At 36.9% G+C, this 18,068-nt stretch carries 9 protein-coding genes, 2 pseudogenes and 1 other annotated feature; of the genes and pseudogenes, 10 read left to right on the top strand and 1 reads right to left on the bottom strand.

Going from position 1 to position 18,068, the window contains the following annotated elements:
* The 5 genes and pseudogenes from BALCAV_RS09720 (at position 1) to BALCAV_RS09700 (ending at position 6,542) form a co-directional block, all read left to right on the top strand.
* Positions 1 to 981, top strand: coding sequence for an ABC transporter substrate-binding protein (locus tag BALCAV_RS09720; protein WP_003323691.1), 981 nt, complete (start codon positions 1 to 3; stop codon positions 979 to 981).
* A 214-nt stretch (positions 982 to 1,195) separates the two neighbouring features.
* Positions 1,196 to 2,173, top strand: coding sequence for an ABC transporter permease (locus BALCAV_RS09715; RefSeq protein WP_003323690.1), 978 nt, complete (start codon positions 1,196 to 1,198; stop codon positions 2,171 to 2,173).
* Positions 2,166 to 2,959 (top strand): annotated as a pseudogene (locus tag BALCAV_RS09710) (ABC transporter ATP-binding protein). The gene BALCAV_RS09715 and the pseudogene BALCAV_RS09710 overlap by 8 nt, the downstream one beginning before the upstream one ends.
* 269 nt (positions 2,960 to 3,228) lie before the next feature.
* Positions 3,229 to 4,758, top strand: coding sequence for a response regulator transcription factor (locus BALCAV_RS09705; RefSeq protein WP_040323845.1), 1,530 nt, complete (start codon positions 3,229 to 3,231; stop codon positions 4,756 to 4,758).
* A gap of 8 nt (positions 4,759 to 4,766) precedes the next feature.
* The gene (locus BALCAV_RS09700; RefSeq protein ID WP_003323687.1) at positions 4,767 to 6,542 is read left to right on the top strand and encodes a sensor histidine kinase; all 1,776 of its coding nucleotides are present in this window, start codon (positions 4,767 to 4,769) and stop codon (positions 6,540 to 6,542) included.
* A 1,013-nt stretch (positions 6,543 to 7,555) separates the two neighbouring features.
* On the opposite strand, the gene BALCAV_RS09695 is transcribed toward BALCAV_RS09700, so the two are convergent.
* A complete protein-coding gene (locus BALCAV_RS09695; protein ID WP_003321718.1) occupies positions 7,556 to 8,770 on the bottom strand; it encodes an MFS transporter in 1,215 nt (404 codons plus the stop codon).
* Positions 8,771 to 8,833: 63 nt separating this feature from the next.
* Positions 8,834 to 9,102 (bottom strand) — a binding site (T-box leader).
* A gap of 417 nt (positions 9,103 to 9,519) precedes the next feature.
* Here BALCAV_RS09695 and BALCAV_RS09685 point away from each other — a divergent pair.
* The 5 genes and pseudogenes from BALCAV_RS09685 to BALCAV_RS09665 all read left to right on the top strand — a co-directional run bounded on the left by BALCAV_RS09685 (position 9,520) and on the right by BALCAV_RS09665 (position 18,020).
* Positions 9,520 to 10,806 carry an ABC transporter substrate-binding protein gene (locus BALCAV_RS09685; protein ID WP_003321717.1) on the top strand — a complete coding sequence of 429 codons (1,287 nt, stop codon included), beginning with the start codon at positions 9,520 to 9,522 and terminating at the stop codon, positions 10,804 to 10,806.
* Positions 10,807 to 10,951: 145 nt separating this feature from the next.
* On the top strand, positions 10,952 to 11,839 hold the full coding sequence (locus BALCAV_RS09680; RefSeq protein WP_052044362.1) for a carbohydrate ABC transporter permease: 888 nt from the start codon (positions 10,952 to 10,954) through the stop codon (positions 11,837 to 11,839).
* Positions 11,832 to 12,656 carry a carbohydrate ABC transporter permease gene (locus tag BALCAV_RS09675; RefSeq protein ID WP_003321715.1) on the top strand — a complete coding sequence of 275 codons (825 nt, stop codon included), beginning with the start codon at positions 11,832 to 11,834 and terminating at the stop codon, positions 12,654 to 12,656. The genes BALCAV_RS09680 and BALCAV_RS09675 overlap by 8 nt, the downstream gene beginning before the upstream one ends.
* Before the next feature lie 53 nt (positions 12,657 to 12,709).
* On the top strand, positions 12,710 to 15,760 hold the full coding sequence (lacZ, locus tag BALCAV_RS09670) for a beta-galactosidase, LacZ type (RefSeq protein WP_040323841.1): 3,051 nt from the start codon (positions 12,710 to 12,712) through the stop codon (positions 15,758 to 15,760).
* A 35-nt stretch (positions 15,761 to 15,795) separates the two neighbouring features.
* A pseudogene (locus BALCAV_RS09665) lies at positions 15,796 to 18,020 on the top strand (alpha-galactosidase).
* Positions 18,021 to 18,068 lie beyond the last annotated feature (48 nt).

Here is an 18,068-nt window from a genome sequence, read left to right as displayed (position 1 = left end):
ATGAAACACTCATGGAAAAAATGGACAGCAATTACTCTACTAGGAATGACCTTAGCAGCTTGTGGTACTTCAGAAAGTAGTGGCGATGGAGAGTCCTATAAGGTAGGAGCCACACAAATAGCCGAACACCCATCTCTTGATGCCGCATATGAAGGGTTTAAGCAAGCACTTGAAGATGCTGGTTTAGATGTTGAATATGACTATAATACGGCACAAGGCGATCAAAATAATAATGCGGCGATTGCAAGTAATCTCGTATCGAATGATGTTGATTTAATTTTTGCGAATTCGACACCAAGTGCCCAAAGTGCGTTACAAGCAACGGATAGTATTCCGATTATCTTCACTTCTGTAACAGATGCTGTTGCAGGTGAGTTAGTTACGGCAATGGATGAGCCGGGTGAGAATATTACAGGAGTTGTCGACTTGCATCCTGATACAATTCAATTTACGGTTATCTTTCTAGAAGAATATTTTGCGAATTCACGGATTGGTATGATTTATAACGCAGGCGAAGCGAATTCAGTCGCCCAAATTAATTTAGTTGAAGAGGCCGTGGAAGGTACAAGTTTATCACTTGTCACAAGATCTGTAGCAACAGCGACTGAAGTTCAGCAAGCTGCTGCCTCATTAGTAGGTGATATCGATGTCTTTTATATCATTACAGATAACACAGCTGTTACTGCTTTAGACGCGATCGTTCAGGTGGCAAACAGTGAACAGATTCCATTATTTGTAGGAGAACCAGACTCATTAGAGAAAGGTGGATTTGCCACTTTTGGGATTGATTACTTCTCAATTGGATATCGCTCAGGCGAAATGGCCGCTGAAGTTCTGCAAGGTGAAAAATCAACATCAGATATTCCTGTTGAATACCCATCAGAGATGCAGTTATTTATTAATAAAGACGCTGCAGAAGCCCAAGGGGTCGAATGGCATAGTGACTGGGATGAGGATGCAGAAATCGTAGAAGCTGAATAAGAAAATAAGTGTGTCGATTGGCGATTCAAATGCAAAAACTAATCGTAGTTGCTTTTATCGTTTGGACTCCAAATTAGCTCTGTCGACGACCTTCTACACCGAATCAATTTATACGTTATTCATGTATAAAATGAACCGACCTGCAGAACTTTGGGCACGTCGGTTTTCTTTTGAGTGATGAACATCAAGAAGTGAACAAAAAGGGGGAAGTAGGATGGCTTATGCAATATTTAGTGCTTTTGAAACAGGAATCATCTATGCGATAATGGCACTTGGTGTTTATTTAACTTTTCGTATACTCGATTTCCCTGATTTAACTGTAGACGGAAGCTTTGTCACCGGTGCGGCTGTTGCGGCAATTTCAATTATCGCTGGAGTACCACCGTTCCTTGCTAGTTTATATGGATTTGTGGCTGGGTTTGTAGCTGGGATGATTACCGGAATTCTACATACAAAAGGAAAAATTAATGCCTTATTATCAGGGATTTTAATGATGATCGCCCTTTATTCGATTAATTTACGAATTATGGGTAGCTCCAATATTAGTTTAATGAGTCAAGAAACGTTTTTTAAACAAACACAATCTTTTACGAGTTCAACTGGAATCGATTCTCTATTAAACTCAATGTTTTTCTTTTTAGGATTAAATCGAAGTTGGGGAATTATCCTGGTCATGATTGTGATTACATTGGCCATTAAGTTTCTGTTAGATTTTTTCTTGAAAACCGAGGTTGGTTTAGCTCTGCGGGCAACAGGAGATAACCAAAGGATGATTCGTAGCTTTTCCGCTAATACCGATTGGTTAATTATTTTAGGTTTAGGTCTATCAAATGGTCTAGTTGCCTTCTCTGGTGCACTAATTGCCCAACAAGGTGGATTTGCTGATGCTGGAATGGGTGTTGGTTTAATTATAGTTGGTTTGGCATCAGTTATTATTGGAGAGGCCTTATTTGGGACAAAGACGATCTTCCGAGCAACGTTGGCGATTATCGGTGGAGCGATCGTTTATCGGATCGTTGTGACCTTAGCGTTACGGGCTGATTTTTTAGAGGCCGGGGATGTCCGTTTAATCACAGCTATTATTGTTATAGCTGCTCTTATTACTCCTAAAATGATTCAAAAAAATCGTGAACAAAAACGAAGAAAGCAAAAACGCTTAAAACAAGCAAAGGAGGTTGAAAACCATGCTTGATCTCCATCAATTATCGGTCACTTTTAATGAAGGAACACCAGATGAGAAAAAAGCGTTACAAAATATAAACCTCTCTTTGCAAGCTGGACAATTTGTTACGATTATCGGTAGTAATGGAGCAGGGAAATCAACCTTAATGAACATGATATCCGGAGCCTTAACACCAGATGTCGGGGATGTGATGATTGATAACCGGACAGTCACCTTTGAACCAGAATATAAACGTTCACAATTAATTGGTCGTGTTTTCCAAGATCCGATGGCAGGTACGGCGCCATCGATGACAATCGAAGAAAATTTAGCCCTTGCTTATTCAAGAAATAAAAAAGAACTTTTAAATTTGGAGTAACCAAAAAGCGAAAAGAGGCATTCAAAACCCATTTAGAATCTTTAAATCTAGGTTTAGAAAACCGTCTTAATGCTAAAGTTGGACTATTATCTGGTGGAGAAAGACAGGCATTATCACTGTTAATGGCCACATTTACAGAACCAAAAATTTTATTATTAGATGAACATACAGCGGCACTAGATCCATCAAGAGCCGAGTTAATTACTAAATTAACTAAGGAAATAGTTGAGAAGCATCAACTAACGACCTTAATGGTTACTCATAATATGCAACAAGCCCTTGATTTAGGCAATCGATTGATAATGATGGATAAAGGACAAATAATTTTAGATGTCAATGAAGAGGATAAAAAAGCATTGACAATCGAAAAGCTCTTACATGAATTCCAACGCATTCGCGGAGAGCAAATGGTAAACGATCGGGCGATTTTAGGTTAATTAAGCGGGGCATGATTTTCGGGAGCGATGAATAGAGCTCCACATATGGCTATCGATTATCTCTCCAATAAAAATATTAAAAGTCGGTGTAATTTTACAATTTCAAGTAAAATTTCCCGGCTTTTTGACTTTAGGTTTAGGAGGCAGTTTCTCACGATTTAGCGTATGCACATAATCAAAGTTCGTTTTTAGTAGGGGAAAAAAACTGTTTTTTTTAAGTGATTCAATATATTATTAGGGGAAATAGTTCTTTATTTGAGGTGATTACATTGAAAGCTAATGAATTATGCACAGTTGTGATTGTGGATGATGAAATCTTAATAAGGGAAGGAATTAAACATTATCTCGATTGGGAACAAGAAGGTTTTCAAATTGTAGGGGAAGCTTCAAATGGTAGAGAGGCACTTAAAATCATTGAGGAAACAAAGCCTCATATTGTCATGACTGATATTGTTATGCCACTTATGGATGGGGAGGAATTGACCAAAGAAATAAAGGCTCAATACCCAGATATCGAAGTGATTATTTTAAGTAGTTTTGGTGAATTTGATTATGTTCGTTCAACGTTCCAAAGTGGTGTTGTTGATTATATATTAAAGCCTAACTTAGATACAGAAGGACTTTTGAAGGTATTAAACAGGGCGAATGAGCGAATCATACTAAATCATCATTCAACAAATGATTCCCCTAAAAACAATTCAATTTGGAACATAGTTGAAAAAACCATTAAAGGATATGAAGTCAACTTGGATGAGCCTGTCATCACAGAGACATTTCCCTATAATACTTTTTATCTATTAGGAATTAATACAAAAAGAGCGAGTCATCAAGAAGAATGTGATGAGAATATATTAACGGATTTTAATTTAGATTCTGTTGTTCAATTGCCATACTATGATCAAAAAACAAATTTAGAAGTCGTCATTTTAAACTTTTGCAAAACGGATGAAGAGAAAGTGAAAAACAAGCTGTTACAAAATACGCAAAGAATAACTGAAGTTGGTTTGGTCTTAACGGAGTCTTTTTCTACCTTTAGCGATATTGGTATTTACATAGAAGAAATTCGTTTGTTGCAAGAGTATCACTTTTATTTTCCTAATATTACCTTGTTGCAGAAGTTAGATTTGCCAAAGCAAACTCCAAGTATAGCAGCTTTTAATCTAGATCAATTTACAGAGGATTTCACTCAACAGCGTTTTGATTCAGCTATTCAATATGTTCGAGATTATGCGAAGGTGTTTTCAACTTGTTACACAACGAAAGTATCAGAATATAAATCCTTTTTTAGCAATATCATCTTTAATATTTCCATACTTCTTAGGAATATGGATTATGATGTCACGGAGTTAGAAAAGGTAAAATATGAATCGCTACAATTCGTGGAGGAATCCAATACCACATCTAAGGTGGACGAGTATTTAAATAAGTTTTTAATGGAGTGTTATCATTGTATAACGATTAAGCGGAATCAAACAGGTAATCCTAATATGCGTAAGCTATTAGCTTATATCCAAAAGCATTATGCAGAATCTCTTACGCTGACAGGTGTGGCCAATCATTTTCATTTTAATCCTTCTTATTTGTCTAATTATTTTTCTGTTCATAATAAAGAAGGTTTTGTTGACTATCTTAACAAGATTCGAATTGAAGAAGCGACAAAATTACTGATTCAAAGTGATCATTCTATTTCAGAAATTGGTCCGATGGTTGGTTATACCGATCATAGTTACTTTTCGAAAATGTTTAAAAAACTAAAAGGGATGTCACCAAGTGCTTATCGAAGAAAATTCGTGGAGTAGGGAATAAAATGAAAAACAAAAACTATCGCCTTAAACATAATAGCTTATTTTTAATTTTGTTCTCTTTAACGGTTGTTAGCATCATTTCAGTTGCAACGGTAACAACGTTGACAACACTTCGTATGTCTGAACAATTTTTTATTGATAAATTTAGTATTACGAATGCAAAAGTATTAGATCAAGTTACCGATAGTTTTGAAGCCTTTCATTATTCGATCATCATGGCTTCGAATAATTTAGCACAAAGTGGAGCACTAAAGACGATTCTTACGGAAGAGCAAACCAATCTAGAAAAAATGAAAAGTTATTTTGATTTAAAACAGCTAGTCAGGCGTACAGAGCCTAATCTTGATGCTTATGATGTTAGCATAATGATTACGGGGATTAATGATATTAGCTTTTCAACAAACAGGGCCTACTGGCCGATTTCTGATGAGGAACTAAGGGACAGTCATTTGACCAATAATACGTTGGATCATCTTAGGAGGTTAACTTATCAATATGATCAGCGCTCAATTTCCGAAGAGTTTAGTCCATATGTGATCGCAACGCGTGCTTTAGTAGATCGTCCTTCTGAGGAAGTGTATGGAATTATGTATTTTGCGATTCAAGAGGAAGAGTTTCGTAGATTTTATTCCAACTATACGAGTCCAGGCAACGATATTTTTGTCATTGATTCAACGGGAAGAATCGTATCTAGTAATCGAGAAGATTTAATTGGGGAGCGAGACCTAGCACTGCAAGAATATGCTTCTGCCCTTGAAGGAAGTAAGGATAGATATGTGATTAACGAATTTTTAGGAAAAGAGCAAATATTTGTTGGAGAGTACCTCGATTCATTTGATTTACATATATTAAATGTCATTGACCAAGAAACTGCGGTTAGTGGATTAATTAATAAAAAAGAAATGACCATTACTTTTATCGTCATCATTTTGCTTGCTATCATTTTAGTCTTCCTGATGTCAAAGAGATTAACCAATGCTTTATCAACTCTGGTTAAAGAAATTTCAAATGCTGGAAAACATAATTTTGATCAATATGTATCCGTAAAAGGAACATATGAAACAAAGGAACTTGGACTGGCCTTTAACTCGATGTTAGATGAGCTCCATGATTATGTGGATCAGCTTGTCGATTCTCAGAAACAAATAAGACATGCAGAACTCGCTGCACTTCAGCAACAAATCAATCCACATTTTTTATATAATACGCTTACCTCTATTAAGTTTTTAGTGAAGCATGGAAGTAAAGAGGAGGCGGAAGATATGATGAATGCGTTTATTTCGCTTCTTCAAAATACAATTGGAAATGGGAGTGAAACCGTTACAATAAAGCAGGAAATTGAGACTTTAAAGGATTATGTTCTGATCAATCAAAAGCGCTACGGAAATCGAGTTGATGTTAGTTATTTCATCGCAAAGGATACTGAAGAGCACAAGATTCCAAAATTAATCTTGCAACCCTTTATTGAAAATGCTTTTTTTCATGGTTTTAACCTTAAGTCAGAGGGTTCTATAAAAGTATTCGTCTGGAACCAAGGGCCTTATTTAATATGTGAAGTGATTGATAATGGGGATGGCATGAAGCTAGACGAAAGTGACGAACTCCCGATATCGAAAAGAAAGCATGGACGTTTTACAGGTATAGGAATTAGAAATGTCGATGAACGGATACAGCTTCATTATGGACCTTCTTATGGTGTATCCATATCTAGTGAAATAGGAAAAGGGACAAAAGTAAGAATTGAGCTACCTGTTGAAGAAATGCAGAAGCTCCAATAATAGCTTAGATAATATCGATTTTGTCTGTACAAACATCACATTCATTATGATTCAGTGATATTAGTAAGTGCTGCGACTTTACATGGAGAGCTAGCCAGAATGGGAAGTGCCATATTTTCTTGACCGTAGAGACTCAATGTCATAGAAAAAGAAGTAGTTGGGACAACATTGAGCGATGTTCACCGCTCCCGAAAATCATGCTCCGCGTCCTGAAGGTCACTGAAAAAAGTCTACTCGTTAAAATAGGGTTTCATGAATTAGTTGTACTCCGCCAGCTCCATACCCTACGCGTTCCGCGGGTGAACCGGGAGCCTCCTCGCTCCGCTGCGGGGTCTCCCGTGTTTCACTTCTCCCACAGGAGTCTCTGGGTATTGCGCTGGCTCCGTTTTGGATTACAAAAAAACGTTTGATGCTATGAGTGACATTCTAATAAATAACCTGATTTTCTAGGAGACTGTCTCGCCTAAGTTAAACTTGAGACTTCTTCAGCAAGCTCCGCGTCAATCGCAAGGCACCGAACTAACTTTTATAAAAAAGTGGGTTTGTCCTTACCTTTTTTACTCATCATATTCTTTTCTTCTTGAACTAACGCACCAGCTAATTGAATAGCTGGAGTAAAGGATAAAACAACCAAGCATCATCTACATAAAAAACCATGAGGGATCCAATTAGAATACCGAAACAAAGAAAAATAATGCTATGTGTTTTGCTTTGTATCCAACCAAAAGAATATCCAATCGCTAAAGTTAATGGGATAAAGGTTAAACCAACTGTTATTTGCCCTATCGAAAACCCTGCTATAAAACTGAAAATATAAATTCCAATGGCTGAAACCCAGTAAAATCGATACTTACCTCTAGTAGCGAGAAAAGTCGACACTACTGCTAGAATTAAAGCAGAAAATGCAATTAAAGAAAAGATGATTTCCTCCCCCTATATACCTAGTTAAGTATTCCTACCTTTTTACTAAAATGGAATGCCTCTCAGATTCGAGGCCATTCCATTTTAGTACGTTATACAGACATATCTTCCTTATAAAACTTTTCTTTCTCTTTATTCATAACAACGCTACAAATATAGAGAGCAAACAAGAGAAAGATGAACGAACTCACGAGATAGACGGGACGAATCGCAATCCATTCTGCAAATAAACCAATGAGAGCAATCATCACAACTGTACTGCCTGCTTCAATCATGCCAACAAGACTTGTAAACCGACCCATAATGGATACAGGGACATGGTTTTGATAGAACGTTAAAAAACCGACATGTGCAAAAGTCATCGCGAACGTTAATGTGAAAAAACCAATCGAAGCTCCTAGGAAAGAATTCGAGAATGCAAACAACAAATAGCCGATAGGAGTGATAATTGATCCGAGACCAATTAATAGATTAATTTTCATCACTTTGGCAAACCATGCATTGATTAATGAGCCTGTCACCATTCCTAAGCCAGCAATTCCAACCAAAAATCCATATGTGCTCTCTGAAAAAAGTAACACAGTTGTCGCAAAAGCTGCTTCGAGCGAATCAATCATAGCTAAAAATACGCCAAATCCACCAAATAACAGATACACCCACGTGACATATGTATGTTTTCTCCCAAAAGAAAGAACGGTTTTCCAATCTTCTTTGATGATGGCAAACGTGATTCTCGTATAGACAACGTCTTTATCGATTCGATCGAGATTCGGAAGCAGCATAATAACAAATGCTGAGAGAATCAAAGCAATGGCATTAATAAAAATCGCCATTGTTGGTGTACTAAAAACAAAGAGAAGACCAGCAATGGATGGACCTAGTATAAAACCACTAGACTGAATAAAATTACGCAATGCATTAAATCGTTGCCGGTTTTCTTTTGGAACCAATTTCGTCATGTAGACAAGAGACGTCGATTCAAAAATTGTACTTCCCATATTAATTATTAAGACAAGCAAATAAATCCAGAGCAATGAATCCAAAAAAGGCAAGCAGAAGATGAGACATGCTCGAGCGACATCTAATATGATCATCAGCGTTCGTTTGTTTAGCCGATCAATGAATGAACCTGCCCACACATCGGTAACGAGTGTAGCAATTGGAATAAGCATATATAATACGGCCACGGCCAATGGCGACCCCGTCATCGTTAACACCATTAAATTTAACGCAAGTAAATAAATCCAAGCACCAATATTTGATATACCAATCCCAACTAGCAAAAGCAAAGGGGCTTTCCAATTCATGTAGCACCACTCCTAACAAATTTTTTGAACAAAGAAAAAAGTCTCACCCCCAAGGTCCTAAGCCTTGGGGACGAAACTTCGGATTGTTAAAAGTTCGCGGTGCCACCCCAGTTTGTTATTGTATCGCTACAACAACCTTTTCAAGTACGTCATTCAAACATGGTTATACTAATCTCTATAACGGGAGAACCCGGCACATCATCACTTTCAATTGAAAGATCCTTTGTACAGCTCAGAGGCTTGTTTCCTTGTGCCATTACATTCTCCATTCCCACCATCTGGAGTTCTCTGTTATGCTTGTGCACAAGTACTCTTCTCATCATCGCCTTTTCGTTTTTTATTTTATCGAATTTTCTAAATAAAGGGAAGAAAAAGTTATTTATTAGCGTGAAAGATAAACGTCGAAGACGTTGGAGTTGCTTTTTCAAATGTCCAGTCATCATAACTTCGAACAGTTGAGAAGCCTTTATGTTGTAAAGCACCGTTTTTTATTGACACGACCCCTGAATGAGATTTTCTATCGGAGTGCTGGAATTTGTGAAAAGCAGCACTTAAGATATCCTCTCTTTACAAAAAATAATGATAAAATCTAAAAAAATTACAAATTACCTTTTTGAAAGCGGATACAAATAACAAAGATAATCCAAATTTTATTAAAAATTGTCCTAACTGATAAAAGAGGACGGGTGATAAGATAAATTTGTAAGAAGAAAGTGCTTACAAAAGAAAAAAGACAAGGGGGAACTACAATGAAGAAAATGTTAGCTTTTCTATTAGTATGTTTTTTACTATTATCAGCTTGTTCATCTGGAGGAGCAGATGAATCGGTAGAAGGTTCTACTGAGGCGGACGAAATTACTGTTTGGACATGGGACCCTAATTTTAATATTAAAGCCATGGAGATAGCAAAAGAGTATTATGCAAGTGAAAATCCAGACCTAACTATATCAGTTATTGAAAACGCACAAGATGACATTATTCAGAAATTAAATACATCTTTAAGTTCAGGAACAACAAGGGGTCTTCCAAACATTGTGTTAATAGAAGATTACCGTGCCCAAAGTTTCTTGCAAGCGTATCCAGATTCGTTTCATGAAATCACAGGTTCCTATAATGTAGATGACTTTGCACCATACAAAATTGCCCCAACAAGTATCAATGATAAAAACTATGGTTTACCATTTGATACGGGAGTTGCGGGACTGTATGTACGTACTGATTATTTAGAGGAAGCAGGATATACCGTTGAGGATGTTACAAATATTGATTGGGACGCATTCATTGAAATTGGAAAGGACGTGAAAGAAGCGACTGGGAAGGCGATGCTAACGCTAGATCCAAACGATTTAAGCCAAGTTCGTATGATGATTCAAACAAGTGGTTCTTGGTACGTGAAAGAAGATGGTGTGACACCAGACTTAGTTGATAACGAAGCTCTTAAGAAGGCCTTTGAGGTGTATAAGGCTATATTAGATGCAGATATCGCGAAACCGGTATCTGATTGGAGTCAGTTTCTAGCTGAATTCAATAATGGTAGTGTGGCATCAGTTCCAACCGGAAACTGGATTACTCCGTCTATAAAAGCAGAAGATTCACAATCAGGTGATTGGGCAGTGGTTCCATTTCCGACTCTTCCGGGTATTGAAGGAGCTGTAAATGCTTCCAACTTGGGAGGAAGCTCTTGGTATGTCCTTGATGTGGAAGGGAAAGAAAGTGCGGTAGACTTTTTAGCGAAAACATTCGGTTCAGATGTTGACTTTTATCAAAGTCTAGTGACTGAAATTGGAGCAATTGGGACTTATATTCCGGCAGCAGAAGGTGAGGCTTATCAAGCAGAAGATGAATATTTTGGCGGCCAAACGATTATAGCCGATTTCTCATCATGGACGGAACAAATTCCACAAGTAAATTATGGCTTGCATACGTATGCGATCGACGACATTTTAGTTGTTGAGATGCAAAATTATTTAAATGGTAAAAGTATAGAAGATGTATTACTAGACGCTCAGAAGCAAGCAGAGATTCAAGTACAGTAACGATATTGAATTCTCTTAATTGGGTGCCTCTAGAACTCTCAACTATTTACAAATTTAGTCGAGGTTTTTGGGGCATCTATTTCTTTAGTAAGGAGTGAGAGAGATGATTTCAAAAAAGCCAAACATAGAACGACCTTTTCTTAAAATGAATTCGATAAAAGGTCTTCAGTCTAAAACGACATTCGCTGGTTGGGGATTTATCGGTCTAGCTACATTGATGATTTGTTTATTTTATTTTTATCCAATGATACAAGCACTCATCCTTTCTTTTCAAACAGGAAGTGGCAATAATTTAACCTTTGTAGGTTTGGATAACTATAAACGATTACTACTAGACCCAACATTTAAAGTAGCTGTTTTTAACACAGTCATTTATCTTATTATACAAGTACCTTTAATGATTTTATTGGCTCTTGTTTTTTCCGTTATGCTTAATGAAAAGACTTTGAAATTTAAAGGATTTTTCAGAACAGCTATCTTTTTACCAGCTGTAACATCACTAGTTGCCTATTCCGTTGTGTTTAAATATTTATTTGGTCCAGACGGTATGATTAATATGATGCTTTTAAAAACATCACTTATTTCAACACCAATTCAATGGCTTACCGATCCTTTCTGGGCAAAGATTGCGATTATAATTGCGATTACTTGGAGATGGACAGGCTATAATATGATCTTTTATCTATCCTCTTTACAAAATATTGACCCTGCTATTTATGAGGCGGCGAAAATTGATGGGGCATCACCAATTCAGCAATTTTTTAAAATAACGGTTCCGTTATTAAAACCGATTATTTTGTTTACTTCTATTATGTCTACCATTGGAACACTTCAATTATTTGATGAAGTCATGAATATTACAGGCGGGGGACCAGGTAACTCAACTCTAACAATCTCTCAATATATTTATAATCTTTCCTTTAAATACACACCAGATTTTGGATATGCAGCAACCGTTTCTTATGCGATCCTTATCATGATTGTCTTTTTCTCCATTATTCAGTTTAAGGTGGCAGGTGATAAAAATGAGTAAGATCAATCGAATCATTTGTTATGTGATCTTAAGTATCGCAACAATCATTTCTGTTTTTCCATTTTTATGGATGGTTATTAGTGCAACAAATAAGTCTGTCGATGTCACAAGAGGTACGTTTTTACCAGGTACCCACTTAATTGAGAACTTCCGTATGTTATTAAGTACCGTTGACTTAGTTCCGGCTCTTATAAATTCGGCTAAAATCTCTGTATCTACTACCGTGTTAGCTTTGTTAATCGGTTCCTTAGCAGGGTATGGATTTGAAATTTATAAAAGTAAAGCGAAGGATATTGTGTTTAATATTTTGTTGCTTTCGATGATGATTCCTTTCGCAGCCTTAATGGTACCACTATTTAGAATGTTTGGATCCATTTCTCAGACGGCTCCTTTTATGGGGATAGATACATTAACGGCTGTTGTTTTACCAACCATAACGACTGCTTTCCTTATTTTCTTCTTCCGTCAAAGTACTAAAATGTTTCCAAAAGAGATTCTTGAGGCAGGAAGAATGGATGGTGTAAGTGAACTCGGACTATTTTTCAGAATTTATATCCCTACAATGAAAACAACTTATGCCGCAGCGGCTATTATTACTTTTATGGCCAGTTGGAATAACTATTTATGGCCGTTAGTCGTGCTACAATCACCAGAAAATCAAACATTACCTTTACTTATTTCTAATCTAGGTTCAAGTTATACACCAGACTATGGCGTTATAATGTTAGCCATTGTAATTGCTACTTTACCTGCAGCACTCATCTTCTTTTTAATGCAAAAACACTTTGTTCAAGGAATGATGGGTTCTGTGAAATAAGGAAAGAGCAAAAGATAATTCGTCATTGATTTGTTAAAGAAGGAGTGTATAAAATGATGTCAATAAAACCAACGATAAATTGGTTATCGGATCCATCTGTGTTTGCAGTGAATCGAATCCCTGCCCATTCGGACCATTTATATTATGGATCATTTGAAGAAGCGAAAATAAAAACACCTATGAATATGCGTTTTTCGTTAAATGGAAATTGGAAATTTAGTTATTCAAAAAATGCCGCACTTAGACCAGAAAAATTCTATGAGGAAGACTTTGATTGTACGAGTTGGAGTCATATTAAAGTACCAGGACATATTCAATTACAGGGATATGGCAGTCCACAATATGTCAATACGATGTACCCGTGGGACGGGCTTCATGACATTCGTCCTCCACATATACCAACCGATCATAATCCGGTTGGTAGCTATGTAAAATATTTTACCGTTCCTAGCCAAATGAAGAAAAAACCGATCTTTATCTCTTTTCAAGGAGTAGAATCCGCTTTCTTTGTTTGGTTAAATGGGAAATTTGTAGGGTATAGCGAAGACTCCTTTACACCAGCTGAATTTGAGCTTACTCCTTTTCTAAAAGAGGGAGACAACAAGCTCTCTGTTGAGGTTTATCAACGTAGTACAGGTTCTTGGTTAGAGGACCAAGATTTCTGGAGATTTTCGGGTATTTTTAGAGAGGTCTATCTTTATACCGTTCCAGATCTTCATGTTCAAGATCTTCATGTTCGAGCTGATTTAGATCAGTCCCTGACATTAGGGCAACTCCAAATTGACCTTGATTTTTTAAACACTTTTGATAGCGACATTTCCTTACAATTTGAATTATATGATGCTGAACAAAAACTTGTATTAACTCAAAATGGGGATTTTATAGACAAAAATCATTCCTTTTTGATGACTTTAAAGGAACCTCATTTATGGAGTGCAGAAAATCCATATTTATATAAACTCTATATTCAAGTATTTAATGAATCTGGTGAACTAGTAGAGGTCATTCCACAAAGTGTCGGGTTTAGAAGATTTGAACTTGTTGATAAAATGATGCTGATCAATGGGAAACGAATCGTATTTAATGGAGTCAATCGCCATGAATTTAATTGTCGGACAGGTCGGGCGATTACGAAAGAGGATATGATCTGGGATATCAAAACCCTTAAACAAAACAATATTAATGCCGTTAGAACGGCGCATTACCCTAACCAAACCCTATGGTATGAGCTTTGTGATGAATATGGGGTTTATGTGATGGATGAAATGAATTTAGAGACTCATGGATCGTGGCAAAAAATGGGGGCCGTTGAACCTTCATGGAATATTCCTGGTAACCTACCAGAATGGCATGATATTGTGTTGGATCGTGCCGTTTCCATGTTTGAAAGAGATAAAAATCATCCCTCGATTTTAATCTGGTCATGTGGAAATGAATCGTATGCAGGTGAAGTGATTTTAAGTGTTTCAAAGTATTTTAAACAGGTTGATTCAAGTCGCCTCGTTCATTATGAAGGCGTCTTCCACAATCGTGAATTTGATGAAACGAGTGATATGGAAAGCCGCATGTATGCGAAACCGAATGATATAGAGCAATATTTAATAGAAGATCCACAAAAGCCGTTTGTCAGTTGTGAATACATGCATGCGATGGGTAATTCACTAGGCGGTATGGATAAATATATGGAACTAGTAGAGAAGTATCCTATGTACCAAGGTGGCTTCATTTGGGACTATATGGATCAAGCACTTATAAAGAAAGATCGATACGGTCAAGAGTTTTTAGCCTATGGCGGAGACTTTGGAGATCGGCCAACCGATTATGAATTTTGTACAAATGGTATCGTTTACGCAAACCGTGAATTATCAGCCAAAATGCAAGAAGTAAAATTTTTATATCAACCGATTACATTACAACCTGACCAAACAGGAGTAACGATTACTAATAATCATTTGTTCACAAATACATCCATTTATGATTTTGAATATATATTGTATCGCAAAGGGTTAGAAATTGACCGTCATAAACTTTTGGTTTCGGTCCCTCCTTTAACGGAAGGTAGACATGAGTTTAATTGGCCATCTGAAATCATGGATGAACCGGGAGAATATAATGTCCTAGTCTCTTTACGTTTAAAGAATGAAACTAAATGGGCCACAGCCGAACATGAAATAGCCTTTGGACAATTTATTTTTACGGTGGAACAAAAGATAAGTGAGCCACCAATGGAACAAAACAACCCGTTACGACTCATAGAAGGAGATGTCAATATCGGGGTTCATGGTAAGGACTTTTCAGCTATTTTCTCGAAACAAGTAGGAAGTTTAATTTCACTAAATTATGCAGGGAAAGAAATGATCGAGCAACCTCCTAGTCCGTTATTTTGGAGGGCGACAACAGATAATGATCGAGGTTATGCCCAAGCTTATCATTCAGGAGCTTGGTTAACCGCTAGTCTTAGTCGTAAGTGTATAGATGTAAATATACAGGAAGAGCCATATGGTATAAAAGTAATCTTCTTCTATCAATTATCTATCAATAGCGAGGTTGAAGTGAAAGTTGAGTACACCGTTGGACAGAATGGCGAAGTGAAAGTGAACTTCATCTACCGTGGTGTGGAGCATTTACCGCAAATGCCTATCTATTCCTTATCATTCAAAACATCTGCTGATTACAATCAATTAGAATGGTATGCGAAGGGTCCAGAAGAAAATTATTCGGACCGAAGTAAGGGGGCGAAATTATGTCGCTTTAAAACTCAGGTTGGCGAAAATATTACTGGTTATGTCAGACCACAAGAATCAGACAACCGCACAGGTGTTCGTTGGGTGGAGCTAAAGAACCAAGAAGGAGTAGGCATAAAAATCTCATCGACCGACGAACCATTAGAATGCAACTTCTCTCCTTATACAGCATTTGAATTAGAAAATGCTCAGCATATCTACGAACTCCCACCTGTACATTATACAGTTGTCACTGTAGCTGGGAAACAAATGGGGATTGGAGGAGATGATAGTTGGGGGGCACCGGTGCATGAGGAACATTTAATAAAAGCAAATGAAGATAAAGAGTTTGAATTTATCATTTCACCAATATCATTCTGAAGAAGTTTAAGAACGATATGGATAGGAGTTCTTATATGAATATATTTGTTAACGAAGAAAACAAACAATTTCATTTAACAAACGGAAAGATCAGTTATATTTTTAATGTTTTAAAAAATGGAAGTCTTGGGCACTTATATTTTGGGAAATCCATTAAAAATCGGGATGATTTTTCTCACTTTTTAAGAACGGACATACCAACGGCCGCAAGCTGCCATTTCTTCCAGGATGACCCTGCTTACTCGCTCGAAACAGTGAATCATGAATATCCAGTATACGGTAAAGGTGATTTTCGTGATGCAGCTATTGAACTAGAAACAAAAGATGGGCGAATCGGAAATGGCTACGTTTTTAAAGATTATAAAATATCGCATGGTAAACCAAAATTCAATGGTTTGCCTGCAACATATGCTAATGAAAAAGAGGCAAGTACGATAACGGTTCAACTCGTTGACGAGTCCACTCATACGAATCTTTATTTATCGTATACGATTTTTCAGCACTATCCAGTTATCACAAGAAGTGTAGCACTAGAAAATGTCGGTACAGACGATGTTTATATAAAAAAATAATGAGTTCTTCTATCGATTTCCCAGATTCAGATTATAAAATGATTCATTTAGCAGGGACTTGGTCAAGAGAAAGACATATAGAAGCGCATGATCTGAGACCGGGCGTTCAATCCATTGCTAGTATTCGAGGAGCAAGCTCACATCATCATAATCCATTTATTGCTCTCAAACGTAAGACGGCAACTGAGCATGAAAATGAAGTATATGGATTTAATTTTGTCTATAGCAGTAATTTTTTGGCTCAGGTAGAAGTCGATCATTACGAAGTAGCACGAGTGATGGTTGGCATTCATCCGCATCAATTCAGATGGAAATTAGCTGCTAACGAATGCTTTCAAGCTCCGGAAGTCGTTATGGTTTATTCGGAGAAAGGATTGAATGGGATGAGTCAATCATTCCATGATCTTTATCGAAATCACTTAATAAGTGAACCGTGGAAAACAGTCGAACGCCCAATATTAATTAACAACTGGGAAGCAACCTATTTTGATTTTGATGAAGAGAAATTAGTTAGGATCGCAGAAAGCGCAAGAGAACTTGGTATTGAATTATTTGTTTTAGATGATGGATGGTTTGGCAAACGAAACGATGATACGTCTTCTTTAGGTGATTGGTATGCAGACGAAGAAAAACTCCCTAAAGGCTTACCATCACTTGCAAAAAAGGTGAATGATTTAGGGATGCAGTTTGGGCTGTGGTTTGAACCTGAAATGATTAACCCTAATAGTCAATTGTATCAATCTCACTCTGAGTGGGTTGTAGGAAGGCGAGAGGAACACTTAACATTCGGTCGAAATCAACTGGTACTTGATTTTTCAAGAGAAGAGGTTGTTCAATATCTGTTTGAGAAAATGAGGGATATCATTATAAAAACCCAACTATCTTATATTAAATGGGATATGAATCGAAATATAACAGATGCTTTTTCAGTCGCTTTAAAAATCGATCAGCAAGGTGAGTTTTTCCACCGCTACATTTTAGGAGTATATGCGTTATACGAAAAACTAACGACTGAGTTTCCGAATGTGTTATTTGAATCATGTGCAGGTGGAGGAGGCCGTTTTGACCCAGGTATGTTCTATTACGCACCTCAAGCTTGGGCAAGTGATAATACTGACGCAGTGGAAAGGCTTAAAATTCAGTATGGGACATCGCTTGTCTATCCGATTTATAGTATCGGTTCACATGTTTCAGCATCACCTAATCATCAGACATTAAGAGCCACTTCGTTAGAAATGAGAGCAAATACAGCTTATTTTGGCACTTTTGGATATGAACTTAATCCTCTCGAATTGAATGAAGAAGAGAGAAGCATCATTAAAGACCAAATTAGACTTTATACAACACATCGCAGTCTAATTAGGGATGGAGATTTTTATCGCTTACTAAGTCCTTTTGAACAAAATGAAACAGCCTGGATGATTGTTTCAAAGGATAAAAAAGAAGCATTAGTCGGTTATTATAAAGTTCTGACTACACCCAATTCAAAAAAACAACAAATACTAAGCTTAAAAGGTCTTGATGATGATGTCCTTTATACAATAGAAGAGACAAAGCAATCTTTCTGTGGGGACGAATTGATGTATCGGGGGTTACCTTTATCAATAGAATTTAATGGTGTCAATTCAAATAAAGCCGAACGTGGTGGAGATTATCAATCCGTAGTTTATTTTTTAAAAGGGAAATAAAGATACTTAATTTGAAGTGATGGGGGCTGTCACTAAAGTCTACTAAAC

The sequence above is a fragment of the Alkalihalobacillus alcalophilus ATCC 27647 = CGMCC 1.3604 genome (genome assembly GCF_000292245.2).
In the GTDB taxonomy this organism is placed as follows: Bacteria; Bacillota; Bacilli; order Bacillales; family Bacillaceae_D; genus Alkalihalobacillus; species Alkalihalobacillus alcalophilus.
The sequence above is the reverse complement of the archived record's forward strand: the minus strand, read 5'-3'. Positions and strand labels throughout refer to the sequence as shown.